The sequence below is a fragment of the Streptomyces sp. NPDC032126 genome (assembly GCF_055580085.1).
On the sequence record NZ_JBVIMA010000009.1, the window covers coordinates 255282 to 281560 of the forward strand.

Sequence of the window (26279 nt, forward strand, 5' to 3'; positions counted from 1 at the left end):
CGCTCTTCGGAAGGAAGCCGGGACCTCTTGAACAGCAGCAAGCACACGGAGTTGGCGAACCACGCCTGGTCCGTCGCCGATCTCCTGCGCGGCGACTACAAGCAGTCCGACTACGGCAAGGTCATCCTGCCGTTCACGGTGCTGCGCCGCCTGGAGTGCGTCCTGGAGCCGACGCGCGAGAAGGTCGTCGAGACCGTCGCCAAGTTCGCGGGCCAGGAGATCGACACGGACCACTTCCTGCGCAAGGCCTCGGGCCACTCCTTCTACAACAAGAGCGACCTCACGCTGCGGAAGATCGCGGCCGACCCGCAGAACGCGGCGAAGAACCTGCAGATCTACGTCGGCGCCTTCTCCGACAACGCCCGCGAGGTCCTCGACAAGTACGAGTTCAACCAGCAGGTCAGGAAGCTCGACGGCGCGAACCTGCTCTACCGGGTCATCGGCCGGTTCACCGACCTCGACCTGCACCCCGACGTCGTGCCCAACCACAACATGGGCTACATCTTCGAGGAGTTGATCCGCCGCTTCGCCGAGCAGTCGAACGAAACCGCGGGTGAGCACTTCACCCCGCGCGAGGTCATCAAGCTGATGGTGAACCTGCTGGTGGCGCCCGACGCGGACGCCCTCACCGTGCCGGGTGTCGTCCGTACGGTCATGGACCCGGCCTGCGGCACGGGCGGCATGCTCAGCGCCGCCGACGACCGCATCAAGGCCCTCAACCCGGACGCGACGGTGGAGGTGTACGGGCAGGAGCTCAACCCCGAGTCCTGGGCGATCTGCCGGTCCGACCTCATGATCAAGGGCCAGGACCCGGAGAACATCCGCTTCGGCAACTCCTTCTCCGACGACGGCCACGCCCGCCGGAAGTTCGACTACATCCTCGCCAACCCGCCGTTCGGCGTGGAGTGGAAGAAGGTCAAGGAGGAGGTCGAGTACGAGCACAAGTCGCTCGGTGACGCCGGCCGCTTCGGGGCGGGTCTGCCGCGCATCAACGACGGCTCGCTGCTGTTCCTCCAGCACATGATCTCGAAGATGAAGCCGGTGGACGTCAACGGCGGGGGCGGCTCCCGCATCGCCATCGTCTTCAACGGCTCCCCGCTGTTCACGGGCGCGGCTGAGTCGGGCGAGTCCAACATCCGCCGCTGGATCCTGGAGAACGACTGGCTGGAGGCGATCGTCGCCCTCCCCGACCAGCTCTTCTACAACACGGGCATCTCCACGTACTTCTGGATCCTCACCAACCGCAAAGACGCCGACCACAAGGGCAAGGTCGTCCTGCTGGACGCGCGCGACCAGTGGGTGAAGATGCGCAAGTCGCTTGGCGACAAGCGCAAGGAGCTGGGTGACGGGACGAACGGCCGCCCCGACCACATCGGCGACATCACCCGGCTGTACGCGGAGGCACTCCAGGTCGCGGGCGATCCGGAGCACCCGCTGCACGGCAAGGTCAAGGTCTTCGCCAACGAGGACTTCGGCTACCAGCGCATCACCGTGGAGCGGCCGTTGAAGCTCCGCTTCGAGGTGACGGAGGAGACGCTGGCGGCGCTGGCGGAGGCCAAGCCGGTGGCGAGGTTGGAGCGGAGTGAGGAGTTCGTGGCGGCGGTGCGTACGCTGCTCGGCTCGTCGTGGACGACGAAGTCCGATGCGTTCATCGCGCTCAAGGACGCGGTGGTCGCGGCCGGCCTGACGTGGCCGTCGGGGGCGCCGTTCGCGAAGGCGGTACGGGAGGCGGTCGGGGTACGGGACCCGGAGGGCGAGGTCCAGAAGGTCAAGGGTGCGGCTGAGCCGGATGCGGATCTGCGGGACTACGAGAACGTTCCGCTGGGTGAGGACGTCGAGGAGTACCTGAAGCGCGAGGTGCTGCCGCACGTGCCGGACGCGTGGATCGACCACACGAAGACGAAGATCGGGTACGAGATCCCCATCACGCGCCACTTCTACGTGTACAAGCCGCCGAGGCCGCTGGAGGAGATCGATGCGGACTTGAAGTCGCTGGAGGCGGAGATTCAGGCGCTGTTGGGGGAGGTCACGGAATGAGTAGCGCAGTAGTCGGCTTTGATTGGGCCCACGTGCCAACCCGTTGGCCCCATGTCCGAATCGGTTCGCTTGTTACCGAGATTGACGACCCCAGCCCTGTTGGGGGAGAAACGCTCCATATGTTGAGCAAGGAGCGGGGCGTTCTACCCCGCGATCGAGGAGCTCGAGGGGTCTCCGAGGCGGACAGCTACGCAGGATATAAGCGGTTCCAGGTCGGCGACATCATCATGAATAAAATGCAGGCATGGAATGGAGTATTCGGTCTCGCCGGATCGGCAGGGATGATTAGTCCAGACTATGCCGTATTCCGTCCGGACACCCGGAAAGTGGATGCGAGATTTCTTGTTCATTTGCTGCGAGACCCTATTTACTGTGGGATTTTCTCAGGCATCTCTCGCGGTATGGGGACAGGGTTCAACCGAGTCCATCCGGAGCAGTTCTTGAAAGTTCCTGCGCCGTTGCCGAAAATCGACGAGCAGCGCCGCATCGCCGACTTCCTCGACGCCGAGACCGCCCGCATCGACCGACTAATTTCCCTGCAGGTGACCTTGAGGGCGAGGCTCGATGAGCGTGATAGCGCCCTGCGTGACAACTTGGTCAACAAGTTGGCTGAGGCAGTTGGCGAGGTTCCGCTGCGTCGATTCACTACACGGATTGAGCAGGGGGCAAGCCCGCAGTGCGAGGCCGTTCCTCGGCAAGGCGATGACGAATGGGGTGTCCTGAAGCTCAGCGCCGTCAAGGGCGGGCACTTCGTCCCCTCAGAAAACAAGCGCCTGCCAGAGGACACTGAGCCGATTTCCGCCTATCAGGTGAGGCGAGGTGACCTTCTGGTAACGCGCGCCAACACACCGAGCCTGGTTGGTGATGTTGCAGTTGCCGAAGGCGATAACCAGAAGCTGCTGCTTCCTGACTTGATCTATCGCGTTGGTCTTGTGCCTGAGATGAACGCGGACTTCGTGGCACAGGTAGCACTGAGCGGTCGTGTACGTACGTTGATTGAATCCGTGGCGCGGGGATCTTCCCAATCTATGGTGAAACTCCGTGGCGAGGACATCAAAACCTGGCCCATGCCGATGGCTACGCAGACGCAGCAGGCCGCTTTGGTGCAAGAGATTCAAAGCGGTATGCAGGGCACCGGCCGTCTCCGTACCGCCGTCGCACTCCAGCTCGGCCTGCTCGCCGAACGCCGCCAGTCCCTCATCACCGCCGCCGTAACCGGCCAGTTCGACGTCTCCACCGCCAGCGGACGCAACGTAACGGACGGAGTGAGCGCGTAGCCATGAGCCCCATCCACACGGAGTCCGCCTTCGGGGATGCCATCGTCGCCGCCATGATCGAGCGTGGCTGGCGGGAAGCGCGCCCTCAGGACTACCGGGCCGATCTCGGCCTGGACACCAACGAACTTTTCACCTTCATCGGGGCGACCCAGCCCGACGAGTGGAACGAGCTGCTCACCGTCTACGGTGGCGACCCGAACGAGGCACAGCGTGGGTTCGCCGGCCGCCTGGACCAGGCCATCGCCACCAACGGGCTCCTCGACGTCCTCCGCAACGGCGTCAAAGACCGGGGCGTCCTCCTCCGCGTCGCGTACTTCAAGCCGAACCTCGTCGCCCACGACTCTGTGCTGGACGGCTACCGGGCCAACCGCCTCACCGTCGTCCGCGAACTCGAATACGCGACCAAGCAGGCCGATTGGGGCAACCGGCTCGACCTCGCCCTCTTCCTCAACGGAATCCCCGTCGCCACGGCCGAGTTGAAGAACCCGCTCACCAAGCAGGGGGTGGAGCAGGCCAAGGAGCAGTACCGAACCGACCGCGACCCCACCGAGCTGATCTTCACGCGCCGGGTCGTCGCGAACTTCGCCGTCGACCCGGACCTGGTCTTCGTCGCCACCCAACTCAAGGGCAAGAACACCCGCTTCCTGCCCTTCAACACCGGGTCCAACGGCCCTGGTCAGCCCGGCGGCGCCGGGAACCCGGCCCCGACCGCCTACGGCACGTACGCCACCTCTTACCTCTGGGAACAGGTCTGGCAGCCGGACAACTGGCTGGACCTGCTCCAGCGGTTCGTGCACCTGCACAAAAGCAAGACGCCCGGCGGCGGCTCCACCAAGACCATGATCTTCCCCCGGTTCCACCAGTGGGACGTGGTCAAGAAGCTCACCGCACACGCCGCCACCCACGGCGCCGGACACGACTACCTGGTCATGGCCTCGGCCGGCTCGGGCAAGTCGAACACCATCGGCTGGCTCGCCCACCGCCTCAGCGACCTGCACACCCCCACCGACCCCCGCGAACTCGACCCCGAGGCCGTCGCCAAGGGCCTCAAGCCAGGCGTGCCGGTCTTCGACAAGGTCATCGTCATCACCGACCGCCGCAACCTGGACGCGCAACTCCGGGAAACGGTCGGCAACTTCGAGCAGACCGCAGGCCTCGTCGTGAAGATCGACGAGAAGCATGGTGCGAAGGGCGAGCAGCTCGCCAAGGCCCTCTCCCGCGACACCGGGAAGATCGTCACCGTCACGCTGCACTCGTTCCCGGCGCTGCTCGACTACCTCCAGCGCAACCCCACCGAGATTCAGGGCAGCCACTTCGCGATCATCGTGGACGAGGCGCACTCCTCGCAGTCCGGCGACGCCGCCACCGCCGTACGGTCCGCCCTGCGCGACCTCGGCCTGGACTCCGACTCGGACGACGCGGGCGCGACCACGGTCAAGACCGAGGGCACCACCCTCGACGAGCAGCTCAAGAAGCGGGCCGAGCAGCGTTCCCGCGCCGCGAACCTCTCCTACTTCGCGTTCACCGCCACGCCGAAGGCCAAGACCCTCGAACTCTTCGGCACGCTCCAGGACATCGACGGCAAGGCGGCCTACCGGCCCTTCCACACGTACTCCATGCGGCAAGCGATCGAGGAGGGCTTCATCCTCGACCCGCTGCGCAACTACGTCACGTACAACACGTACTGGAAGCTGGTGAACCAGAACCCCGACGAGCGGGAGGTCGACCCGTCGAAGGCGAACTCCCTGCTCGCCCGGTACGCGCTGACCCATGACTCGACGGTCGCACAGCACGCCCAGGTGATCGTGGAGCACTTCGTGGCGCACAGCCGGGGCCGTCTCGGCGGGCGGGCCAAGTCCATGGTGGTGACCGCCTCCCGGCAGTCCGCCGTGCAGATGGCGCGCGCGATCAAGAGCTACATCAAGGACCGCGACTACGACACCAAGTATCCCGACCTGGGTGTCCTCGTCGCCTTCTCCGGCTCGCTCACCATCGACGGCGAGGAGACCACCGAGCCGAAGGAGAACGGCGGGCTGTCGGAGAGCGCGCTGCCGAAGGCGTTCGCGTACACGCGTGCCGACGACAAGGCCGCCCGAGCCGGTGGTCCGGGCCAGCGCGAGTACAAGATCCTGGTCGTGGCGGAGAAGTACCAGACCGGCTTCGACCAGCCGCTGCTGACGACGATGTACGTCAACAAGACGCTGACCGGCATCTCCGCCGTCCAGACCCTGTCCCGGCTGAACCGGACCGCCGAGCGCAAGACCCAGGCCGACCTGGCGGTCCTCGACTTCGTCAACGACGCCGAGGACATACAGGAGTCCTTCCGCCCGTACTTCGAGGAGGCGAACACCCTCCCCTCCGACCCCAACCTGCTCTACACCGCGCAGAGCCGGGTCATGCAGGCGGCGATCCTGTCCGGGCAGGAGATGGACGAGTTCGCCGCCGCGTACTTCGCCGCCAAGGAGAAGGCGGCGGGCTCACAGTCCAAGTGGGAGAAGCTGCACGCCGAGCTGTACCGGCTGCTCTCCCCCGCCGTCGCCCGCTTCACCGCTCTGCTCGAAAGCGAGGACGAGGACGACCAGGAGACGGCGGAGGGCTTCCGCGCCGACCTCAACGACTACATCAGGAAGTACGGCTTCCTCGCGCAGATCGTGCCCTACCGGGACGCCGAGTTGGAGCGGCTGCACCTCTACGGCCGCTACCTCCTCAACCGGCTGCCGCGCCGCGCGGACGGCGGGGTGGACATAGGCGAGGTCGACCTCAGCCATCTGCGGGTGGAGAAGACCGGCGAGTACGACGTCTCCCTCACCCCCGAGGGGCCGGCGACGATGCCGGGCTTCGGCGACGGCTCGGGTGGCGCGAAGGAAGCGGAGAAGTCGCTGCTCTCCGAGTTGATCGAGAAGTTCAACGAACGCTTCGGCACCGAGTTCACCGAGCAGGACGTCATCCGCCCGTTCGAGGAGGCCAAGGCCGACCCGAAGGTGCGGGCGGCTGCCGTCGTCAACGACGAGGAGAACTTCGGCCTCGTCTTCGACAACGTCTTCGCAGACAAGATGGCTGACCACATCGACACCATCGCAGGCATGGGCCGCCAGTACTTCGGCCCCGACAAGGGCTTCAAGTCCAGCCTGGACCGCAGCGCCCGCAAGGCGGCCTGGCGGATGATCCGCCGCGAGGAGGGGCTGGACGACGTCTGATCCGTACGCCCCGGCTGGGGCATGCCGTCCGGGGCATCCTTCCGAGGAAGACACCGGCCCATGCCCCGGCGGTCGCCGCGCGCACCCCGCCACCTCTCAACTGCCGAAAGCCACTTCAGGAGCGAGCGATGGACAGCGAGATCGAGCTGATCAGTGACGGTGATGGGCTGGCGGTCATCGGGGAGGCGACGGATGTCGAACGCTTCCTCGTATCGGAGGGACTACCGTCGAAGGACCTCGGACTGCAACGGCTCAAGTCCGCCTTCGGCACCGGCGCCGCAGTAGCGCAATCGGGTTCAGAGATCGCCGCCAACTCCGGTCGCTGGGTGAAACTGACCCAGGAGTCCGCGCAGCGCGTCAAGAAGTTCGGGCTGATGGAAAGCAAGACGCCGGGCGTCAGCCACGCGATGCTGGGCAAACCTGGATCGATCAAGTCATGGCTCCAGATCGAGAAGGGCGCCGGCTCGTTTCTGACCAACCCGGCGCGTCTGGCCGGTGCCGCCGGGATCATGGCGCAGCTCGCGATGCAGCAGACCATGGACGAGATCACCGACTATCTCGCCACGATCGACGAAAAGGTCGACGATGTGCTCCGCGCCCAGAAGGACGGCGTGTTGGCCCGCATGATCGGAGTGGACCTCGTGATCGAGGAGACCATGACCATCCGAGAGCAGGTGGGCCGGGTCTCCGAGGTCACGTGGTCGAAGGTGCAGGCCGCGCCAGCAACGATCGCAGACACCCAGGCGTACGCGTTGCGTCAGCTCGACGCACTCGCGGAGAAGGTGGAGCGCAAGAGCAAGTCCAAGATCGGCGATCTCGCGACTGCGGCCGCTGAAGCAGAGGCACAGGCTCAGGAGTGGCTCGCTGTTCTGGCCCGTTGCTTCCAACTGCAGGATGCGATCGCCGTACTCGAACTCGACCGAGTGCTGGACGCGGCTCCGGAGGAGCTGGACCGGCATCGCCTCGGGCTTCGGGCTGCCCGACAGAACCGGCTGGTTCTCATTGCGCGGAGCACCGAGCGTCTGGTGGCCCGGATGAATGCGGCTGCTGACACGGCCAACGCGAAGGTGCTTCTGCACCCGACCAAGTCGCCGACTGTAGTCCAGTCGAGCAACCATATAGCGACCGGCGTCTCTGACTTCCACGGGCGGCTCGGCATTGAGACCGGCCTCCAGTCATCGGATGCGCGACGATGGGTGGACGCTGCGGCGGAGGCGAGGAACAAGGCGCTCGTGACCGGAGCGAAGGGTGTGAATGCCGCCAAGAACCTCGGCAACGAGACCCTGGACCGGGCCAGCTCGGTAAGGGACAAGATCTCCAGCGGGATCGCCGAGCTGGGGCGTCGTCGGAGCGAGGACGATGAGAAACGCGACAGGGAAGGCTGAGGTGGGGCGCCGACCGTCTGCCACGTGCGCAGCCCGACTACTCCCTCAAGTCGCCAGATGGGTGGCTGCGGCTTGGGCTAGGCCGGGGTCTCAGGGGAGGGCGGCAGGGGGTCGGCGACGAACGTCCCCAGCCCGACCTCGCCCCGCGTCCACCCCTGCTCCCGTACATGGCGCATCGCCTTCGCCGCTGTCGCATTCACCACGCCGAACTCGTGGGCGATTTCCAGAGTGGAGGGCACGCGGCTTCCCGGCGGATACGTGCCGTTCTGGATGCGCCGGATGATCTCCGCTGCGATCTGCCGCCACAGGGGGCGTGTGCGGTCAAGCTCCATGACATCAGCGTGGGTGACCACGGCATTCCGCGCATCCGTGGTTATCTGCGGTTATCCGCGCTACCGTAGTGCGCAACACAGAGCGGCCCCGACGGGAAGCGGCTACTTCCCTACCGGGGCCTCAGCCGACTGATTGGGAGTCGACCTATGCGCAGCCTACTGGCCGCGATTCTGGCCCTGTTCCTGCCCGCCCGGGGTGCCCATCGCGCCGCAGCGCCGCCGCCACTGCCCCCCATCTCCTCTCCGCCCGCTCCGGAACCCCCGCCCGTGATCACGTGTCCGCACCTGGCGGACGTCATAACCGCCGACGGCATGCCCCTGGTCCGGCCGTACGTCGTCGAATGGGAGCGTGAGCGGGACGAACGTGACCGGCGGCGTCTTCAGCGCGAGCGGCGCCGGGCGGCGGTCCTGGCGACGCTGGGGCAGGACTACGTTCCGGTTCCGTGGGAGGTCGCCGTATGAGCACGAGTACGCCGCGTCTGCGCAGCCTCGGCCTCGACCCGGACACCGGCAAGGAGGCCCTGGCGGTCACACACCCCGGCGGCCGTCTTGAGGAGCTGGCCGACGCGCACGCCCTGAAGGCCGCAGCCGTCCTGGTGACGGTCGTCGGCGCAGTGCTGGAGGTGGGGAAGGCGTCGGACGCCGAGCTCGCCGCCTTCGTAACGCCGTTGCACGCCGCGCTCGAAGAATGCGTCGGCATCATGGCGGCGGACAGGGAGTGACGGTGTAAAGGCACTTCGGCCGCAGGGCCGGTGGTGCCGTGGGTGCCCGGGATTCCTCCCGGGCACCCACCATCCACCGACCGCAGCACGGGGCTGTTCCTGCGGCGGGAGGGCGGCCGCCGCACCCTCCTGCCCGTCGTCCACCGCCGGGTCCATGTCCATGTCGCGCCGCGAACCCTGGACGGCATCCTGACGCAGCGGTCACACTTGACCCCTGACCGTGACTGTTCATCACGCACAACGGGGGCAAGGTGCCGCAGGAGGCGATCTCCGACCGTTACGAACTCCTGGAGGAGCTGAGCCACGGCGGCATGGGCGACGTGTGGCGCGGCTACGACGCCGTCCTCGACCGGCCCGTCGCCGTGAAGCTCATCCGGCAGGCGTCGGTCACGTCCCCGCAGTTGGCCGAGGAGTTCACCAAGCGCTTCCGTCGCGAGGCCCGGATCACCGCGCGCATTCAGCACCCTGGTGTGCCGCAGGTGTACGACGCGGTGCTCGACGCGTCGTACGAGCGGCTGTTCCTGGTGATGGAGCTCGTCGACGGCGTGCCGCTGTCCGCCTACCTCGACCCCGGCCGGCCGCTGCCGGTCAGCTGGGCGGCCGCCGTCGCCGCGCAGATCGCGACCGTGCTGTCGTACGCGCACGACGTGCCGGTGATCCACCGGGACCTCAAGCCGGGCAACATCCTCGTCGCCCGCGACGGCACCGTGAAGGTCCTCGACTTCGGCATCGCGGCGATGCTGCGGACGGACGTCACCAAGCTGACCGCCACCGGCAGCCCCATCGGTACCCACCAGTACATGTCGCCCGAGCAGGTCCGCGGCGGACGTATCACCCCGCAGACCGACCTGTACGCGCTCGGCTGTGTGCTGCACGAACTCCTCAGCGGGCGGCTCGTGTTCGAGGCGGAGAGCGAGTACCTGCTGATGTACCAGCACGTCAACGCCGCCCCCACCCCGCTGCGACAGCTGCGGCCCGACGTCCCCGAGGCGCTGGAGGAGCTGGTCCTGCACCTGCTGCGCAAGGCGCCCGAGGCGCGGCCCGCCGACACGCAGGAGGTGTACGCGCGGCTGCTGCCGTTTCTCCCGCCGCCGGGCCAGGAGCCCGGCACGGCGGACGCCGGGCCGACCGGCGCGCCCGACCCGACGGAGGTGTTCCGTCACCCCTTCGCGCCCCGCGCCCGCGCCCAGGCCACGACGCCCGGCGGTCCGGCGCCGACGGCCGTCCTCCCGGAGGCCCCGCCGGTGCCCGTCCCCGACCGGATGCGCGAGGACATCAAGGAGGCGTACGCCCACTCCGACGCCCTTCTGGAAGAGGAACGGTTCGCGCAGGCCGCCGAGGTGCTCGGCGAGGTCATCGAACCCGCCGCCCTCGCCCTCGGCTCCGAGAGCAAGCAGGTCCTGGCGCTGCGCCGCCAGCGGGCGGCGATCCGCCTCCTCGGCGGCGACTACCGGGCCGCCCTGCCCGAGTTCGACGCCCTCGCCGACGCCTACGCCCGTATCGCCGGGCCCACCGGCGAGCAGGCCCGCGCCTGCCGTGCCCAGGCGGCCCGGTGCCGCGCCGAACTCGGCCAGGTCACCGACGCGTTGGCCGCACTCCAGGGCGTGCTGAACGTCGTGCGGGCCGTCGACAGCGACGTGAGCGAGGAAGCCGTGGAGCTGCGGCACAACATCGGGATGCTGCTGCTCGCCCAGGGCCGGACCGCCGAGGCGCGGCAGGTCCTCGAACCACTCCACCAGGACATGTGCATGGTGTTCGGCCCGGAGGACGAGATGACCGCCGAGATCGCCGAGGCGCTCGCCGTGATCCGCCTCGACCTCGACGGTTCGGCTTCCTGACCCGCTTCCTCCAGAAGCAGCATCGCCAAAACCAGCTGCTCTGCGGCCGAGGGTTTCGCGACGGTCGCGCTGCCGGGTGGTTCAGCGCTCACCGGTGTGGCCGCCAAGTCAGTGGTACCGCCGGCCGTGCTCCGATCCTCTGGCAACGAGTCCACCGCGCCGGTCTCCCACTTGCCGTGGGCTTGCTGGCCGGATGTCGGCCGACGGGAGGGAGCGTGAGCGAGATCAGCGTGCCGGAAGGACGGCGGACAGTACGCTGAATCCAGCGGGATCGGGCCCGCAGCACAGTGTCCGGGAGGTGCTTCATGACGGCCGAGATGGTGGCTCCGGCATGGATGCATGAGCAGATCACGGCGGAGGAGTACGAGTCCTGGTCCGAGGAGCAGTGCGCCGGTATCGAGGTCGTGGACGGGATGGTCGTCGTGAGTCCCAGCGCGTCCAAGCGGCACAACCGGCTGGCTCGGATTCTGGCGAACGCCCTCGATGCCGCCGCGGGCCCGGAGTGGAACGCCGACACGGACTTCGACGTCCGGCTTCAGGACGTCCCGCTCACCAATCGCCGCCCGGATGTCGTCGTGTACCGCGCGGACACGATCGACATCAGCCCCACCCGTCCTGAGCACGTGCTGCTGGTCGCGGAGGTAGTGTCGCCGGGCTCGGAGACCACCGACCGGATCGTGAAGGTCGACCAGTACGCCAAGGCAGGCATCGGTTTCTACTGGCGGATCGAGCAGGCCGCGACAGGCGTTCCTCTTGTGTACACCTACGTTCTCGACCCCGCGACGAAGGCCTACCGGGACGGAGACGTCTTCACCGGCGTCCTCAAGGTAGCGGCCCCCTTCCCAGTGGAGATCGACCTCGGCCAGATCTGACCACGCGCCGCTCAGCAGCCAACAGCGTGAGCTATGCGTGAGCGGACAGCCCACTACAGCGCGGCATGAGCCGGATCAAGCGGCTCGCCGCGAAGTTCTGACCAGGGGAAACAGCACCGCGCGGCAGTGCCAGGCATCGCCCGGCAAGAATTCGATCCCACTCCTAAAGCGGGTGTCGCAGGTTCGAATCCTGCCGGGGGCACCAGCCAAAAGGCCCCGGACCGATCATGGTCCGGGGCCTTTTTCCGTCGAAATGGAGGGTGTGGGAATCCAGCCTGGGCCATTACGCCGAACGCCAGAAACTCATCATCCACACGTAACGCGGCATGCCCTGGTCAGTTGTGCTGGTGTCACAAATGCATCACGCAACGGATATCCAGAAATGCAATGGAGATGATATGCGGGACGCTGTAGTGTGGGCGCTTATCGTGAGTTCATCTGTATTGGCTTTCGTTTTTTTGTTTCTATCCAATACATATCGACGCCTCTATCATAGGGATGAAGTGGAGCTGCGCCGTCGCCAACGCATGATCGATGCCCTGCAGGACAATATTCATGTACGGCGCCACGGGCAATGATTCCGGCACCTGGACCACCGCAACAACGGGGCCCTTGGATTTTCATACTGTGGTAAGTAGTGGTTGTGGCTGATCAGCAAAAGATGCATACCAACCCGCGGCATGCGAGGAATATTGAAATTTTCCGCTGTTTCATACGACCGCCTGTAGGCCTGCCCTATACCTGCACAACGTGTTTGTCCGGCTAATCATTCACCCGTTCGCGACGCATCCGTTATCGTGAGACGCCGTTAGTTGCTACATGACGAAGGAAATCGCGGAACAGGCGGTCGATCCTCTCCCCAAGAGGATGCAATCGGACGGGGTACGAGTCACGCGCCTGGGTTGCTTCACTTATATTTCGAAACCCGCCCGGGACGCCACGGAAAACGGAATTCTCGCAAAGGGGGGGCTATCGGTCCCGCTTGATGCGGCCGAGAACGACCTGCAGGATTTCGTGCACGCCATGCACATTCTGGAAAATGGCCTTTCGAGACGCTGGGCGGAGTTGGGAGTTGAGTAGTGCCAGCGCACAGAGACGGGCAGCCACGCCATGCACGACGAGCGAACAACCCCCTACTCAGGTTTCTCCGCCGAATTCTCCTACGGCTATGAGGACGCCACGGGGTATCAGGAACAAGCGGGAATCCTCTATCCGCCTTTGACGCCGCCAGAGCCAGGCTGGGATCCCGCTGAGGAGCTGGCCTTTATGCTGCGGGATGCTGTCGAGGTTGAGGTCGAGCAGCCCAGGATTCCGGCCGCACGCAGCGAGGGACCCTCGAATCCTGGGTCCTACCGGGAAACGTTGGTCCAGTTGACCGCGGAGTTGCCCCCAGTGAAGGCTGCGGCGCGGGGCCATCGCAAGACGCGGGAACGCCGCCGGGGCAAGCTCCTCACTTTCAGTTACCTCATTGCCGCAGCAGCGACCGTCAGCGCGTCGACGGTCAGTGTGTTCGGTGGGGTGATCGCTTACGATCCGCTGCTGTTTATCGCGGCGGGCCGTACCGACTCAAACGTCACCTCCTGGTGGCCTGTCCTGGTCTTCGGTCCTTGGCTGGTGGCGTCGCTGTCCATCCTGCGCCACGCGCTGCACCAGCGCCGGTCCTTCCACTCCTGGTGCGTGGTCCTGGTGTTCTCTTTCATCGCGATGGCCATGTGTGTCGCCCAGGCCCCGCCAAGCCTCATGGACAGAGCGGCGGCTGCCCTGCCGAGCTTCGCGTCATTGGCCTGTTTCCAGCAACTGGTACGCCAGATCACTCTGACGAGGCCACCCCGGCGACCACTGCGCCGGCACGGGCCGCAGTCAACCGAGGCATCCGTCGGTGGAGTACGGCCGAACCGCGGCCTCAGACCTGCACGGTAAAACAGAGCTGGGCACACTCGCCGTTGCCGCCACAAAACCACTGCGTCTGCCGGGGAGTCACCTCGCGGGCTACCCGGGGTGGCGCACCGCACACCGGATGGCTGCACACAGGCATAGCGCTGGTGGCATGGAGTCTGGTCGTCACGGTCCTCCTGGCCACGATCCTGAAGTAGCCACCTGGAGTCGTCACCGTTCCGTCACAAGCAGTCGCCGGACTGAACCCTGCTGCTCTCCCGCCCCATCTGCACTCACGTACCACGACCACGCGTACCGCGGGGCAGCAACCGACCACCGAGACCCGCGGACGAGACGACTCAGGGGGACCACAACGTGCGTCACAGCAACGGCATTCGCAGGGCGGCTCTGGCTACGACGGCGGTCGCGGCCGTCGCGGCGGCGGCGACCGGCATCCTGCCCGGCACCGCCATGGCGGCGAGCACCACCGCTTCCACCCCGCCGCCCGCCTGCTCGGCCTCCGCCCTTCAGGTCAGCGCCTGGCAGGCCGCCCACCCGCCCGTCGGGACCGGGACCGGGGCGGCGGTCGTGCAGTTCACCAACGTCTCCCGGACGACGTGCACCCTGAAGGGCCACCCGACGGTCGCGGGCGCCGGCAACGGCTCCCCCGCCCACAACAGCCCGCTCAAGGTCACCCCCACCGGCAGGGCGGCCACCGTGACGGTCCGGCCGCACGGCAAGGCGTGGGTGAAGCTGACCTTCGTCCAGGTCCAGGGGGAGGCCGACGGCTACTGCGTGTCGGGCAACACCCCGGCGGCGTATCCGACGATGGTCATCGGACTGCCGCACTCCGGGAAGCACCAGGTCGCCCTGAACGAGGGATGGTGGGCCGAGTGCGACAACAAGGTGACCGCCACCCCGGTCTCGGCGGTCAAGCCTTCCTGATCGCAACGTCCATGAATCGAGCAGCCTGCACGACGTTCGCAACGCTCTGACGTGCAGGTCAGCGATTCGGCGCACCTTCGGTGCGCCCCGGGGGCGTGGTAAATCCCGTGGGCGCGCTGAAGGTCGTCGCGGATGGCTCGGGGGCCTGTTCTGTCGTCTTCGGGTCCATCCACATGATCGGCCATCTCCCTCCGCCTCGGCGAGTTCAAGACAATCCGGAAGAGGGTTCGAAACATTCGGAAAATTGGGCGGGGTATTTGATCTTGCGGTAAGCGATCTTAGCTCTGGCTTCCGTGTTGGTTCTGAGATTGGCGCTCTGAGCTGGGGATTTCCATCCCGGGCCCACTTCGAATGTCTGCGAATGTTTCGAAACTATTGCCGAAACCGTTGACACTTGATGAGGGCACACCAAAACTCGCGCTCATGACTGTCGCATCCGCACTGCATCGCTTCAGGCTGCTCATCTTCGCCGCCTGCGCGCTGCTGCTGGCTCTGCCCGCAACAGCTCACGCCGATACGGTCATCTCCACGAACCAGACCGGCACCAACAACGGCTACTACTACTCGTTCTGGACCGACGGAGGTGGTTCCTCGTCCATGAACCTCGGCTCCGGCGGCAACTACAGCACGCAGTGGAGCAACGTCGGCAACTTCGTCGCCGGCAAGGGCTGGGCCAACGGCGCCCGGCGCACGGTGACCTACTCCGGCTCCTTCAACCCGTCCGGCAACGCCTACCTCTCGCTGTACGGCTGGACCGCCAACCCGCTCGTCGAGTACTACATCGTCGACAACTGGGGCACCTACCGGCCCACCGGCACGTACAAGGGCACCGTCACCACCGACGGCGGCACGTACGACATCTACAAGACGACGCGGTACAACGCCCCGTCCGTGGAGGGCAACAAGACCTTCGACCAGTACTGGTCCGTCCGGCAGTCCAAGCGCACCGGTGGCACCATCACCACCGGCAACCACTTCGACGCCTGGGCCCGCGCCGGAATGCCCCTCGGCAGCTTCAACTACTACATGATCATGGCGACCGAGGGTTACCAGAGCAGCGGCAACTCCAACATCACCCTCGGCGACGCCGGTTCGGGCGGCGGAGGCGGGGGCGGCGGAGGCGGAGGCGGAGGCAGCTGCACCGCTACCCTCTCCGCCGGGCAGCAGTGGAGCGACCGCTACAACCTCAACGTCGCGGTCTCCGGCTCCTCCAACTGGACCGTCACCATGAAGGTCCCCTCCCCGGCGAAGGTCCTGTCCACCTGGAACGTCAGCGCCGGCTATCCCGACTCCCAGACCCTCGTCGCCAAGCCCAACGGCAGCGGCAACAACTGGGGCGTCACCATCCAGCACAACGGCAACTGGACCTGGCCGACGGTGTCCTGCAGTACGAGTTAGGGAAGGGGGACCTCACGCCATGCGCATCACATCGCTTCTCTCCTCCGGAGTCGCCGTCGTCATGGCCGCCGCGAGCGCCCTCACCGTCACCGCGGGACCGGCCCGGGCCGCAGCCGCCGCCACCTGCAACGGCTACGTGGGACTCACCTTCGACGACGGCCCGTCCAGCACCACCCCGTCCCTGCTCAACGCCCTGAGGTCGAACGGGCTGCGGGCCACCATGTTCAACGAGGGCCAGTACGCCGCGGCCAACCCGGCCCAGGTGAAGGCCCAGGTCGACGCGGGTATGTGGGTCGGCAACCACAGCTACACCCACCCGCATCTCACCCAGCTCGGCCAGGCGCAGATCGACTCGGAGATCTCGCGCACGCAGCAGGCCATCGCGGCCGCGGGCGGCGGCACACCGAAGCTCTTCCGCCCGCCCTACGGCGAGACCAACTCCACGGTGCGATCGGTCGAGGCCAAGTACGGCCTGACCGAGATCATCTGGGACGTGGACTCGCAGGACTGGAACGGCGCGAGCACCGACGCGATCGTGGCGGCCGCGGGGCGGCTCACCAACGGGCAGGTCATCCTGATGCACGACTGGCCCGCCAACACGATCGCCGCGATCCCGCGCATCGCGCAGGGGCTGGCCGCGCGCGGCCTGTGCGCGGGGATGATCTCCCCGACGACCGGCCGTGCGGTCGCACCCGACGGCAGCGGCGGGGGCGGCGGAGGCGGAGGTGGAGGTGGAGGCGGTGGAGGCGGTAGCACCTGCACCGCTACCCTCTCCGCCGGGCAGCAGTGGAGCGACCGTTACAACCTCAACGTCACTGTCTCCGGCTCCAGTTCGTGGACCGTGACGATGAACGTTCCCTCCCCGGCGAAGGTGCTCTCCACCTGGAACGTCAGCGCCAGTTTCCCCAGCGCCCAGACCCTGGTCGGCAAGCCCAACGGCAGCGGCAACAGCTGGGGCGTCACCATCCAGCACAACGGCAACTGGACCTGGCCGACGGTGTCCTGCGCGACCGGCTGACGCCGGTCAGGGCAGGCGCCGTAGCAGAAGGTACGTGCGCCGGCTGGGATGTTCGGCCCCCTCGTGGGGCTCGCGGTCCAGGCGGGCGGTGAGGCTCAGGCCCGCCTGGACCAGCGACTCGGTCTCCACGGCCGGGTCCAGGAAGCGGAACGTCAGATCCACCTCGTGGTCCCACCAGTGCGTGAGGTGGGTGGACCCGCCGGACGCGGTGTCGGGGTCACTGGTGTGGAAGGCGAGCAGGGCATGGCCGCCGGGACGCAGCACCCGGGCGAACTCCCGGTAGGCCGCGTCCCGTTCGGGCTCGCTCAGATGGATCACGGCGTACCAGCACAGCAGGCCGCTGACCGCCCGCGAGGCGAGCGGGAGTGCCGTCATGGTGCCCGCGGCGAAGGGCAGGCCCGTGCCGCGCCGGCCCACCACGCACATCGCCGGGGACAGATCGATGCCGAGGGCCCGGGCCCCGCGACCGGCCAGATAAGCGGTCGCGTGGCCCGGACCGCAGCCGATGTCCACGACCGGGCCGCCGTCGGTGAGCTCCGCGAACGCGTCCAGCAGGGCGCGGTCGAGGGGCTTGCCGGACAGTTCGTCGCCGATCTCGGTGGCGTAGCGTTCGGCGACGGCGTCGTAGCTGCGGCGGGTCCAGGTCGGGGTCATCAGGTCTCGGTCATCCGGTCGGGGTCATCGGGTCCGGGTCGCTCCCGGTACGGCCTCCGTCACGCCGTTGAGGTTCGATTCCGGGTCCGTGCCGTAGGAGCGGGTGATGATCTCCAGGCCGTGGCCGGCCGGGTCGGTGAAGTACACGCCTCGGCCGCCGTCGTTGCGGTTGATCCGGCCGGGGTGGCGGCCGTGCGGGTCCGCCTGGATGGGGACGCCGTCGGCGACCAGCAGGGACAGGGCCCGGTCGAACTCGTCCTCGGAGACCAGGAAGGCGTAGTGCTGGACGGGGACGGTGTCGAGGTCGACGGTCGCGAAGTCCAGGGTGACGCCGTTGTCGGTGGTCACGGGGAGAAAGAATCCGGCCGGTTCGCCGACCTCCAGGCCGAGGATCCGGGCGAGGAAGTGGGCCGACTTCTCACGGTCGCGGGTCAGGACGATCGTGTGGTTGAACTCTACGGACATGGGGCGGTGCCTCCAGGGGCAGCTCCACGGCACCTCCATGCCTCACCCTGCCGGTGACCGACACGCGATGCCGCCCGGGCAGCCTAGGCCAGATCTACAGCAGCCCCAAGTCCTTTAGTTCCTGGTGGAGATCGCCTCGGGGGTGGTGGTCCGGGGCGGCCGTCGGCCGCGCCGCCACCCCCTTGCCGCCGTCACGCCGCGATCCCCGCTCGCGCAGCAGCCACGCGCCCAGCAGGCCGCCCGTCAGGCCGCCCAGATGCCCCAGCCAGCTCACTCCGGGCGTGCCCGGGACGGCGACGGTCAGCAGGTAGGCGAAGGACGCGCCCATCACCAGGCCGATCAGCGAGTCGATCAGATGCCGGTCGAAGAGGCCGCGGACGACGACGTATCCGAAGTAGCCGAAGATCAGGCCGCTCGCGCCGACCGTCTCCACGTCGCCCCGCTCGAACAGCCACACCGTGATCCCGCTGGTCACGGCGACCAGCAGGGTCAGGCCCAGGAAGCGGGCCACGCCCCGGTACGCGGCGAGGAAACCGAAGACGAACAGGGGGCCCGAGTTGCTCTCGATGTGGGCCCAGCTCCAGTGCAGCAGGGGGGCGGTGAGGAGGGCGGGGAGCGTGCCGGTGTCGCCCGACTCGATGCCGTAGTCCCTGGACAGGCCGTAGTCGTCGGCGAAGTTCACGATCTGCACCAGCCAGACGAGCGCCACCAGCGCGAAGACCACGAAGAACGCCCTGCGCGCCTCGGCGATCAGCAGCCCGTCCCGATTCTCCTCGGCCATGCCCGCCCCCCTGAGTTCCGTCACCGGGAACTGTACGTCGGCCTCACGCCCGGCGGATCCGCAGGATCCTCGCCATCCGCTCCTCCAGTTCCGCGCGTTCCTCGGCCGCCCGTTCCGCCTCGGCGCGCTGGTAGGCGCGCTCCACCCGGCGCATGCGGTCGGTCGTGTCCTGTTCGACCTGGTGGCGCCGCACCTCGTGTTCCATCCGGGCGCACGCCTGCTGCACCTGGAGCTCGTCGACGTACAGCTTGCGGCTCGCGGTGAAGCGGGCGCCGAGCAGGGTGTCGTAGGCCGTCTTGCCGCCGAGGACCTTGGCGAGGACGGGCATCGCGTCGAGGCAGAGCAGCAGCAGGTGCAGGACGATCGTCAGGAAGAGGGCGAAGCCGTCGGACTTCGCGACCTCCTTCAGGCCGTGGGCCTTGGTGAGGATGCCGTCGCTGTCGAGGTCGGCGGCCCGCTGCGCGGTGTTGGTGTCGATGGTCCGCTGGAGCAGGGGCTGGTACGCCTTGACGGCGCCCGTCTTCTCGGCGGACAGCCGCTGTCCCTCGGTCTCCAGCTGCTGGAGCTGCTTCTCGTAGGTGTCGATCTTGCTGCTGGCGCGGTACTTCGCGGAGTCCTCGCGGGCGCGTTCGCAGGTGATGGTGACGTCGCGGACGCCGCCCCGCCAGATCCAGTGGTCCGGGCCGCACAGTTCCTGTTCGGTGGCCATCTTCCCGGCGAGCGTCCTGTTGAGCGTGTCGACCTGGGTCCGCAGGGCGCGGGCGTCGTCGGCGTTGCGCCGGATCGGCTCGTCCAGTTCGCCGGGCGAGCCCTTCACCTTGAGCCGGTAGCCGTCGCAGGCGGGGCGGGCGTCGGTGGAGGAGCCGTCGGCGGGGTTGCAGGAGTCGAGGAGGCTGCGGTACTCGGCGACCTTCTGGACGTTGCCCACGCTGATCTCCTGCCGGATCTCCTTGTCGAAGATCTGGAAGAGGATCGGTTCGGCGATGAACAGGCCGAGCAGCACCGAGAGAAAGAAGCGGACCGCGAGTGTCCATTTCCTGACGCCGGTGCCGTGGGTGCTGGACACCAGCCAGCTGTCCAGGGCGAGCACCACCCAGAACCACATCAGGGCCGCGCATATGACCGCCCCGGCCGGCAGGTCGGAGCGGAAGCTGCCGAGCGCGAGGGAGAGCGAGACCGAGCCCAGCAGGGCGGTGTTCACGACCAGCACGCCGTACCAGGTGTAGCGGGCGCGTTCCTCCGGCACCCAGGCCAGCAGCGGCTCGCTGACACCGATCAGACGGCGCACCCGGGGAGCCGGACCGCCGGTGAGCGGCGCCGGACGGCTCTGGGCGGTCTCCTGGTCGAAGGGGTGGCCGGGGGCGGTGGGGGCCGTAGTGCCGGTCGGGCCCGGTGGGAGGTCAGTGGTGGCCAAGGTGCGCCTCCTGGATGTCGATACCGTCGTCCTCGGCGTCGCCGCCGTCGTGTGCGGCCGCCCCGCCGCCCGGGGTCTGCGCGCCGCCCTCGTCGAGCTCGCCCTTCACGGGCGCCTTGGCGGCCGCGGCCGGCTTGCCGTCACCGTCCCCCGCGCCGTCGGTCCGCGGCTGGTAGGGCACGTCGCCGACGCTGTTGATGAAGGCGCCCGCGTCGTGCCGGGTGCTGTCGAACAGGCCCCGGTCGATGGCCTGCCGGCCGAGGTCGGCGCGGACGGACAGCTGCTCCCTGGCCCACTCCCGCTCGTACCCCTGCGCCCGCAGCGTGTCCTCGCGGTCCTCCTGGCGGCGGCGCAGCGTGTCCTCGTGCTCCAGGTCCCAGCGGCGGGACTCCTCGCGGCGCCGGTCCACGGTGTCCTCGCGCTGCTGCCGGCGCTCCAGTTCGCGGTGCCGGTCCTCGCGCTCGACGCGCCAGCGCAGGTCCTCCCGGTCCAGGCCGCGCCGCTCGCGCTCGTCCTCGCGGTCGAGCCGGTAGCGGTCGTCCTTGCGGGCGTCCCCGCGCTCCTCGGCCGCGTGCAGCCGCTGGGACAGCTCGTCGGCGCTGATGTCGCCGTTGCGCCAGGCGAGGAAGTCGGCGGCGAGCGGGTCGGTGCCGACGACCTCGAAGTCCTGCCGCAGCTCGGCGCGCACGAAGCGGTTGCGCTCGGCGGTGAGGGTGAGGTCGTGCTCCTGCCGCTCGGCGCCCTGCACATGGTCGTAGCGGGTGCGCAGGGTGTCGATCTCCTGGCGGCCGCGCTCCTTGTCCATCTCCTCGGCGTGCCGGTTGCGTCCCTCGCGCAGCGTCCGGAGGTTGCGGATCTCCTCGCGCTTGAGTTCCACCTCGGCTTCGAGCAGGGCCCGGTCCAGGGCGGCCTGCTGGTCCAACCGCTCGCGCTGCCGGTCGCGTTCGCGCTCCCGGCGGGCCTTGTCCATCTCCTCGACGAGCTGGGACATCTCCGCCGGGGTGAAGACCTCGATCACACCGTGCCGGACGCGCACCCCGGACACCAGCGCGGGCCGCATCTCGTGGTACGCGGTCAGCCGGGCGTCGATGCGGGCGCGCACGGTGGCGGCCTGGTCGATCGGCAGGTCGGCGCCGTCCTCGGTGAGCCCGGGCACCTCGCGCAGATGGGCCAGCAGCAGCGCCTCCACGTCGGTGATCCCGTCGCGCACGACCACGCGCGGGTCGGTGACCGTGCAGTAGAAGCACGCCCGTACGGTGAAGTCGCCGACCTCGGCCGACGGGATGCGCGTCTCGACGACGACCGGCACCTCGACCCGCCGGTCGACGACGCTGACCGAGCTGGCCCCGACCACGACGGGGTCGTCGGGGGAGAGCTGCCCGTGGTCCTCGACGTACTCCTCGCCGACCCGGAAGATCCGCACCTGGTGGGCGGCGATCCTCGGCAAGTCGTCGTCGCCCCGTGTCGCACGCCGCCGCAGCAGCCCGCCGCGCTTGTCCGGCAGCCCGTACTCCCGCTGCTCGACGAGCGGGTATGTCTCAGCCATGCCTGTTCAGTCCTCCGTGCTCAGTACGGCGGTAAGGAAGGTGTCGATGAGGGCGGTGGCCGCCGGTTGGGCACGCGCGGCGACCTGCCGCAGGGGTTCGGCCAGCAGCGGCCGTTCCTCGGGGGGCAGGGCCTTGCCGAGGGAGCGGCCGAAGCGCTCGCCGGCCTCCTCGGGCCGCTCCGCCACGGCGGCGAGCCCGCGCAGGGTGGCGTGCAGCCCGGCCAGGGCCCGCTGCCTGCGCGGCCGGTTGTCCAGCACGCCCGCCCACAGCTGCCCGATCCGGTCCGCCTGCCGCGGGTCGCGCTCCAGCAGGGCCGCGCACACCAGGCGGCCGGTGCGCGCGTCACGGGCCCGCAGCACGGTCAGTACGGCCTCCAGGAGCTGTTCCTTGGACAGGCCGGTGCGGGTCTCCCGGTGGGCGCGCAGCTGGTCGGTGAGCGGCCGGAACACCGCGGCCGTGTCCTGACCGCACTCGGCGAGCACCGCGAGCAGTCCGGCCAGCGCGAGCGCCGCGGCCACGGGGAGTCCGCCGCGCCGCAGGATCAGCCGCAGCAGCACGGCGACCGCGTCGGTGGGGAAGCGCACGCCGAGCGCCCCGCTGAAGGCCGCGGCGCCGGTGGCGCGCAGCATCGGGTCGAACGAGCGGGCCCAGTCCCGGGCCACCCCGAGCGCGGTCGCGGCGAGGCTCTCGTCCAGGCACATGCACTGGAGCACCAGGGTGGCCGTGGACTGTCCGGCGGGGCCCGCGGCGCCGCCCGCCCACGGATGCAGATAGTTCTTCGCGACCTCGTCGAAGGCGGGCCGGGTGAGCAGGGCCAGTCCCTGGGCCACGGACAGCTGAAGGCCCAGGCCGGGCTGGGCGCCGACGAGTTCGGTCAGCCAGTCGCGCACGCCGTTCCAGTACGGCGTGGAGCGGCGCGTCCACAGCTCCTCCAGCGCCCACTGCCGGTACTGGGGGTGGGGGAAGACCAGCGCGGTCCGGGTGAGCGCGCCGTCCTTGCGCCGGTCGGCGGCGACGAGCGCGTTGCGGCTGAGCGACAGCCGGCGGTCGGCGGCGCGGGCGGCGGCCTCGTCCCGCTCCTCGGGGGTGCGCGGCGCGGGGAAGGCGGGCGTCACCCACTCCTCCAGCCGCTCCTGCACGGTCTCGAAGTCGCGGTAGTCGGCGCCGTTGACGAAGGCCAGCGTGGTGACCTCGGCCCACTCCTGCGGGCACCGGGGCTCCTCGAACCACTCCTTCAGGGGCCCGGCGGCGGTGCTGCCGTAGTCCGGCCAGACCTCCTCGGGTGCGGCGCCCCGGGCGATCCGCTCGGCGGCCGCGGCGACCTCGGCGATCCGGCAGCCGTCCGGCATCAGCCGCTCGGCCCGCTCGGCGAGGTCGGCGGCGCACTCGGCCCGCGCGAGCCGCATCCGCAGCACCTTGGCGAGGTCGGGCGGCCGCCACGGCACATGCCGTACGGACTCCACGCGGGCGCCGTCGCCGCCGTGGACGGTGGTGACGACGAGGTGGGCTCCGTGCTCGCGGACGGTGTCGCGCACCCGCCGCCAGTCGAAGTCGGCGGTCTGGGAGGTCTCCACGCTGCTCATCCGGTCGAGCAGCACATAGCCGACGCCCTTCTCGAAGGCGACCTTGCCGCCGGCGAGGTCCTCCAGGCTGCGGCCCGGGGAGAGCACCACGTACTCGGTGCGTTCGGCGACGTCGGCGACCAGCGCGACGGCGCCGGAGCGCTTGCCCGAGCCGTCGGGGCCGACGAGGACCACGACCGAGTCGGCGGCGAGGGCGCGGGCGGCCTCCTCGAAGCAGAGGGGCCGTACGTACGGGGCGAGGACGGCGTCGGCCTCCTCGGCGTCGAGGACGCCCACGGCGCGGCGGCGGGCGTTGCCGCTGACGGCGGCGGCGCCGATGCCGAAGGTGGACTCGGCGGCGTTGAGTTCGCCGTAGAAGTACTGGTTGACGCTGTTGTAGTGCACCTGGTCCGGGGTTCCGGGGGTGGCCCCGGACGGTTTCCGCTGGGGCTTGGGCGTCTGCGGTGGCGTCTTGGGTTCGGAAGAGGGTTCGCAAGGTGCCTCGGAAGGGGCCTCCGAAGGGGCTTCCGACGCGGTCTCGGGGGTGGTGTCCGGGGTGTGCTGCGGCTCCGGGTCCCCGTCGGGTGGCCGGGCGCTCTGTTCCTCTGGTTCCTGGTTCATTCTCAGCCGTCACTCAGGTCACTTGGAGATCCCGAAGACGGCTCCCTGGGCGTTGACGGTTCCGGAGAATGTCTGAACTACCGTGTCGCCAGGAGCAGTTGGCGCACTCAGGGGGCGCGCGTCCGGCGATTCACCACCCCCGTGCGCCTCCGCGCCGTCGAGATCCAGGCCCCGCACGTCGTAGCCGGGGACCCGGATCCACGCCCGCCCGGTGTACTCCTTCTCCGCGATGCGCACCTCGCGGAACTCCCCCGCGCGCAGCGTCGTGTACGCCTCGCCGACCATGTCGTTGAAGACGGTCGCGGAGACCGCGAGCGCCAGACAGGCGTCCGGCGCCGCCGCGAGCGCCGCCTTCAGCACCTTGCTGTCCAGCATCCGGCCGATCTCCACCGGCGCCCGGCCCTCGAAGCCGTTGGCGGCGGGCGCGGCGGTGCCGAAGTGGACGGCGGCGCGCAGCCGCAGCCACGCCTCGCGCACCCGGTTGCGGTTGAACTCCCGCAGCCCGGCGTCGAGATGGCGCATGAAGGTGTCGACGAGGTCCGGCTCGGAGGCGCCCTCGGGGAGGACCGCGAACACCGAGTCGCCGCCGACCTGGGTCTCCCACCGCTCGCGATCCAGCCCCGCCACGGCGGCCGACTCGCCCAGCAGTCGCTGGATGGCCGCCTGGAACTCCCGCTGTGTCACGACGTCGACGCCGCCGTATCCCTTCGCATCGACCGCCAGGACCAGTCTGCGACCGAACGTTCCCATGCTCGAACTCCCCGCTCACCGATGTGGACCGCACCCCGGACCGACGGCCGGGGCGCGCTCCCGTGCACACCCGGCGTCCGCTCCCCCCGTCGCGGACGCCGGTAGGCCAGTCCTACCGGCCCCGTGGGCGGCGGACCCCGGAGAAATACGGGATGCGGGAGAGTGCGGGAACATACATCCGGCGACCCGAGTTACGGACGGGTTCGGTCGGTCGACGCCGGAAAAACCGCCGCGACATGCGATCTCTCCGCGAATCCCGCAGAAATCCCGGGTCTACCCACCGGTTTGGCGGCTCACTGGAGGAACCACGCCAGCCACCGGCCGCACAAGGAGCCGTATGCCGCCCATCGGTCCCCGCCCCGACAACCGTCCCGCGCAGTTCATGTTCACCTCGCTCCAGACCACCCACCAGCACGCCGACACCAAGGCCGGCATCCTGGCCGCCGCGCAGGCCGCCCTGGTCGGCACGGCCGGCTCCTGGAGCGCGCCCGCGCTGCGCCGCGCCGCGGCGGGCGGCGCGACCGGGGTGCTCGCGGCCGCCCTGCTCGCCCTGTTCGTGTGCGCGATGTTCGGCGGCGCGGGCTTCCTCGCCGCCACGCTGCGCCCCCGGGTGCTGCGCCCGGGCGGCGCCAACCGCTACAGCTTCGTCCACCTCGCGACGGGCCCCGACATCCTGCCCCCACACGGCCCCGGCGGCCTCTCGGCGGACCAGGAGCGCAAGGAGCTGTCCCAGACGATCCGCTTCCTGTCCCAGGTGGCGGTGCGCAAGTGCCGGTGCGTGACGGCCGCCGTCGCGTGCACGGCGGTGATGGGGATCAGCGCGGGCCTGCTCGTGGTGCTGCGCCCCGTACTGGGCTGACGCGCTCAGCCGTCGGGGGTCAGGTCCCCCAGTTCGCGGAGCCGGGGCAGGTCGCGGAGGACCGTGGAGCCGTAGCCGGTCTCCAGGAGGCCGTCCTCGCGCAGCTCGCGCAGCCCCTTGTGGACGGTCGTCTCGGCGGAGCCGGTGAGCGCGGCCAGCTCCGGCTGGGTGAGCCGGCAGCCGAGGACCATGCCGCCGCCCTCGCCGGGCCGGCCGTAGGACGTGGCGAGTTCGACGAGGAGCCGGGCGAGGCGCACCTTCACCGGGTAGCCCCGGAAGTCCAGCCGTCTGCGGTTGGCCCAGCGCAGCCGGTCGGCGATGATGCCGGTGAGGATGAGGTGCACGTCCGGGCGGCGGGCCAGCAGGGCGTGCAGGGCGCCCGCCTGGAGCAGCCGCGCGGTCAGCGGACCGCAGGCGGTGACCGTGGCCGAGCGGGGTGCCCCGTCCATGGCGGCCATCTCCCCCACGCTGTCGCCGCCGACCCGCACGGCGAGCAGCGACTCCTCGCCGTTCTCCACCCGGGCCGTGACCTTGGCGAATCCGGAGAGCAGCACCAGCACGTGCCGGTCGCGGGCGCCCTCGCTCAGCAGCACCTCGCCCGGTTCGAAGCGGGTGGGCACGCCCAGGCCGAGCAGCTCGCGCCGGGCGTCCGGCGGGACCGCTCCCAGCAGACTGCGCGTGGGCCACTGCACATTGCTGTACGGCATGAGCGGGCTCCCCCCGGCCGGTC

23 protein-coding genes are annotated in these 26279 nt (G+C 69.0%); 14 read left to right on the forward strand and 9 right to left on the reverse strand.

Going from position 1 to position 26279, the window contains the following annotated elements; translation table 11 throughout:
* The first annotated feature begins 27 nt into the window (after positions 1-27).
* The 4 genes from ACZ5NW_RS30495 (at position 28) to ACZ5NW_RS30510 (ending at position 7896) form a co-directional block, all read left to right on the forward strand.
* Entirely contained in the window at positions 28-2037 is a 2010-nt protein-coding gene (locus tag ACZ5NW_RS30495) for a type I restriction-modification system subunit M (RefSeq protein ID WP_468747184.1), read from the forward strand.
* Positions 2038-2156: 119 nt separating this feature from the next.
* Entirely contained in the window at positions 2157-3314 is a 1158-nt protein-coding gene (locus tag ACZ5NW_RS30500) for a restriction endonuclease subunit S domain-containing protein (protein ID WP_468747185.1), read from the forward strand.
* 2 nt (positions 3315-3316) lie between these two features.
* The gene (locus tag ACZ5NW_RS30505; protein ID WP_468747186.1) at positions 3317-6511 is read left to right on the forward strand and encodes a type I restriction endonuclease subunit R; all 3195 of its coding nucleotides are present in this window, start codon (positions 3317-3319) and stop codon (positions 6509-6511) included.
* Positions 6512-6639: 128 nt separating this feature from the next.
* Positions 6640-7896: a hypothetical protein gene (locus ACZ5NW_RS30510; RefSeq protein ID WP_468747187.1), complete on the forward strand. Its 1257-nt coding sequence runs from the start codon at positions 6640-6642 to the stop codon at positions 7894-7896.
* A gap of 77 nt (positions 7897-7973) precedes the next feature.
* Here ACZ5NW_RS30510 and ACZ5NW_RS30515 read toward each other — a convergent pair whose 3' ends face one another.
* Complete coding sequence (locus ACZ5NW_RS30515; protein ID WP_468747188.1) at positions 7974-8228, reverse strand: GntR family transcriptional regulator; 255 nt, start codon at positions 8226-8228, stop codon at positions 7974-7976.
* 147 nt (positions 8229-8375) lie between these two features.
* On the opposite strand from ACZ5NW_RS30515, the gene ACZ5NW_RS30520 reads away from it, so the two are divergent.
* From ACZ5NW_RS30520 to ACZ5NW_RS30560, 9 genes are all read left to right on the forward strand, one after another.
* Positions 8376-8690 (forward strand): hypothetical protein, encoded by a 315-nt coding sequence (locus ACZ5NW_RS30520; RefSeq protein WP_468747189.1) that lies wholly within the window; start codon positions 8376-8378, stop codon positions 8688-8690.
* Positions 8687-8950, forward strand: a complete 264-nt coding sequence (locus tag ACZ5NW_RS30525) for a hypothetical protein (protein ID WP_468747190.1) — start codon at positions 8687-8689, stop codon at positions 8948-8950. The genes ACZ5NW_RS30520 and ACZ5NW_RS30525 overlap by 4 nt, the downstream gene beginning before the upstream one ends.
* Positions 8951-9201: 251 nt before the next feature.
* Positions 9202-10788 carry a serine/threonine-protein kinase gene (locus ACZ5NW_RS30530; RefSeq protein ID WP_468747191.1) on the forward strand — a complete coding sequence of 529 codons (1587 nt, stop codon included), beginning with the start codon at positions 9202-9204 and terminating at the stop codon, positions 10786-10788.
* A gap of 305 nt (positions 10789-11093) precedes the next feature.
* Positions 11094-11660, forward strand: coding sequence for a Uma2 family endonuclease (locus tag ACZ5NW_RS30535; protein WP_468747192.1), 567 nt, complete (start codon positions 11094-11096; stop codon positions 11658-11660).
* Positions 11661-12479: 819 nt separating this feature from the next.
* Positions 12480-12740 (forward strand): hypothetical protein, encoded by a 261-nt coding sequence (locus ACZ5NW_RS30540; protein ID WP_468747193.1) that lies wholly within the window; start codon positions 12480-12482, stop codon positions 12738-12740.
* 30 nt (positions 12741-12770) lie between these two features.
* Positions 12771-13580 carry a DUF2637 domain-containing protein gene (locus ACZ5NW_RS30545; protein ID WP_468747194.1) on the forward strand — a complete coding sequence of 270 codons (810 nt, stop codon included), beginning with the start codon at positions 12771-12773 and terminating at the stop codon, positions 13578-13580.
* Positions 13581-13910: 330 nt separating this feature from the next.
* Complete coding sequence (locus tag ACZ5NW_RS30550; protein ID WP_468747195.1) at positions 13911-14480, forward strand: DUF4232 domain-containing protein; 570 nt, start codon at positions 13911-13913, stop codon at positions 14478-14480.
* Between the two features lie 423 nt (positions 14481-14903).
* Positions 14904-15878: a glycoside hydrolase family 11 protein gene (locus ACZ5NW_RS30555; protein WP_468747196.1), complete on the forward strand. Its 975-nt coding sequence runs from the start codon at positions 14904-14906 to the stop codon at positions 15876-15878.
* A 19-nt stretch (positions 15879-15897) separates the two neighbouring features.
* Positions 15898-16896 carry a polysaccharide deacetylase family protein gene (locus ACZ5NW_RS30560; protein ID WP_468747197.1) on the forward strand — a complete coding sequence of 333 codons (999 nt, stop codon included), beginning with the start codon at positions 15898-15900 and terminating at the stop codon, positions 16894-16896.
* A gap of 6 nt (positions 16897-16902) precedes the next feature.
* Here the strand turns inward: ACZ5NW_RS30560 and ACZ5NW_RS30565 are convergent, their stop codons facing one another.
* The 7 genes from ACZ5NW_RS30565 to ACZ5NW_RS30595 all read right to left on the reverse strand — a co-directional run bounded on the left by ACZ5NW_RS30565 (position 16903) and on the right by ACZ5NW_RS30595 (position 24690).
* Positions 16903-17550, reverse strand: a complete 648-nt coding sequence (locus ACZ5NW_RS30565; RefSeq protein ID WP_468747198.1) for a class I SAM-dependent methyltransferase — start codon at positions 17548-17550, stop codon at positions 16903-16905.
* A gap of 24 nt (positions 17551-17574) precedes the next feature.
* Positions 17575-18015: a VOC family protein gene (locus ACZ5NW_RS30570; protein WP_468747199.1), complete on the reverse strand. Its 441-nt coding sequence runs from the start codon at positions 18013-18015 to the stop codon at positions 17575-17577.
* A gap of 94 nt (positions 18016-18109) precedes the next feature.
* Positions 18110-18796 carry a rhomboid family intramembrane serine protease gene (locus ACZ5NW_RS30575; protein WP_468747200.1) on the reverse strand — a complete coding sequence of 229 codons (687 nt, stop codon included), beginning with the start codon at positions 18794-18796 and terminating at the stop codon, positions 18110-18112.
* A gap of 43 nt (positions 18797-18839) precedes the next feature.
* The gene (locus ACZ5NW_RS30580; RefSeq protein ID WP_468747201.1) at positions 18840-20210 is read right to left on the reverse strand and encodes a DUF4407 domain-containing protein; all 1371 of its coding nucleotides are present in this window, start codon (positions 20208-20210) and stop codon (positions 18840-18842) included.
* Positions 20197-21756, reverse strand: a complete 1560-nt coding sequence (locus ACZ5NW_RS30585) for a hypothetical protein (protein WP_468747202.1) — start codon at positions 21754-21756, stop codon at positions 20197-20199. The genes ACZ5NW_RS30580 and ACZ5NW_RS30585 overlap by 14 nt, the downstream gene beginning before the upstream one ends.
* Before the next feature lie 6 nt (positions 21757-21762).
* The gene (locus ACZ5NW_RS30590) at positions 21763-23724 is read right to left on the reverse strand and encodes a hypothetical protein (protein ID WP_468747203.1); all 1962 of its coding nucleotides are present in this window, start codon (positions 23722-23724) and stop codon (positions 21763-21765) included.
* A gap of 234 nt (positions 23725-23958) precedes the next feature.
* Positions 23959-24690 (reverse strand): hypothetical protein, encoded by a 732-nt coding sequence (locus tag ACZ5NW_RS30595; RefSeq protein ID WP_468747204.1) that lies wholly within the window; start codon positions 24688-24690, stop codon positions 23959-23961.
* 337 nt (positions 24691-25027) lie between these two features.
* Here ACZ5NW_RS30595 and ACZ5NW_RS30600 point away from each other — a divergent pair, with 337 nt between their 5' ends.
* On the forward strand, positions 25028-25549 hold the full coding sequence (locus ACZ5NW_RS30600) for a Pycsar system effector family protein (protein WP_468747205.1): 522 nt from the start codon (positions 25028-25030) through the stop codon (positions 25547-25549).
* A 5-nt stretch (positions 25550-25554) separates the two neighbouring features.
* On the opposite strand, the gene ACZ5NW_RS30605 is transcribed toward ACZ5NW_RS30600, so the two are convergent.
* Positions 25555-26256 carry a Crp/Fnr family transcriptional regulator gene (locus ACZ5NW_RS30605; protein ID WP_468747206.1) on the reverse strand — a complete coding sequence of 234 codons (702 nt, stop codon included), beginning with the start codon at positions 26254-26256 and terminating at the stop codon, positions 25555-25557.
* Positions 26257-26279 lie beyond the last annotated feature (23 nt).

Excerpts from the sequence above, each read along its gene's own strand:
- ACZ5NW_RS30500 (WP_468747185.1), top strand. The coding sequence starts at position 2,157 with ATGTTGAGCAAGGAGCGGGGCGTTCTACCCCGCGATCGAGGAGCTCGA.
- ACZ5NW_RS30505 (WP_468747186.1), top strand. The coding sequence starts at position 3,317 with ATGAGCCCCATCCACACGGAGTCCGCCTTCGGGGATGCCATCGTCGCC.
- ACZ5NW_RS30510 (WP_468747187.1), top strand. The coding sequence starts at position 6,640 with ATGGACAGCGAGATCGAGCTGATCAGTGACGGTGATGGGCTGGCGGTC.
- ACZ5NW_RS30515 (WP_468747188.1), bottom strand. The coding sequence starts at position 8,228 with ATGGAGCTTGACCGCACACGCCCCCTGTGGCGGCAGATCGCAGCGGAG.
- ACZ5NW_RS30520 (WP_468747189.1), top strand. The coding sequence starts at position 8,376 with ATGCGCAGCCTACTGGCCGCGATTCTGGCCCTGTTCCTGCCCGCCCGG.
- ACZ5NW_RS30525 (WP_468747190.1), top strand. The coding sequence starts at position 8,687 with ATGAGCACGAGTACGCCGCGTCTGCGCAGCCTCGGCCTCGACCCGGAC.
- ACZ5NW_RS30535 (WP_468747192.1), top strand. The coding sequence starts at position 11,094 with ATGACGGCCGAGATGGTGGCTCCGGCATGGATGCATGAGCAGATCACG.
- ACZ5NW_RS30540 (WP_468747193.1), top strand. The coding sequence starts at position 12,480 with ATGACGAAGGAAATCGCGGAACAGGCGGTCGATCCTCTCCCCAAGAGG.
- ACZ5NW_RS30545 (WP_468747194.1), top strand. The coding sequence starts at position 12,771 with ATGCACGACGAGCGAACAACCCCCTACTCAGGTTTCTCCGCCGAATTC.
- ACZ5NW_RS30555 (WP_468747196.1), top strand. The coding sequence starts at position 14,904 with ATGACTGTCGCATCCGCACTGCATCGCTTCAGGCTGCTCATCTTCGCC.
- ACZ5NW_RS30560 (WP_468747197.1), top strand. The coding sequence starts at position 15,898 with ATGCGCATCACATCGCTTCTCTCCTCCGGAGTCGCCGTCGTCATGGCC.
- ACZ5NW_RS30565 (WP_468747198.1), bottom strand. The coding sequence starts at position 17,550 with ATGACCCCGACCTGGACCCGCCGCAGCTACGACGCCGTCGCCGAACGC.
- ACZ5NW_RS30570 (WP_468747199.1), bottom strand. The coding sequence starts at position 18,015 with ATGTCCGTAGAGTTCAACCACACGATCGTCCTGACCCGCGACCGTGAG.
- ACZ5NW_RS30575 (WP_468747200.1), bottom strand. The coding sequence starts at position 18,796 with ATGGCCGAGGAGAATCGGGACGGGCTGCTGATCGCCGAGGCGCGCAGG.
- ACZ5NW_RS30585 (WP_468747202.1), bottom strand. The coding sequence starts at position 21,756 with ATGGCTGAGACATACCCGCTCGTCGAGCAGCGGGAGTACGGGCTGCCG.
- ACZ5NW_RS30595 (WP_468747204.1), bottom strand. The coding sequence starts at position 24,690 with ATGGGAACGTTCGGTCGCAGACTGGTCCTGGCGGTCGATGCGAAGGGA.
- ACZ5NW_RS30600 (WP_468747205.1), top strand. The coding sequence starts at position 25,028 with ATGCCGCCCATCGGTCCCCGCCCCGACAACCGTCCCGCGCAGTTCATG.
- ACZ5NW_RS30605 (WP_468747206.1), bottom strand. The coding sequence starts at position 26,256 with ATGCCGTACAGCAATGTGCAGTGGCCCACGCGCAGTCTGCTGGGAGCG.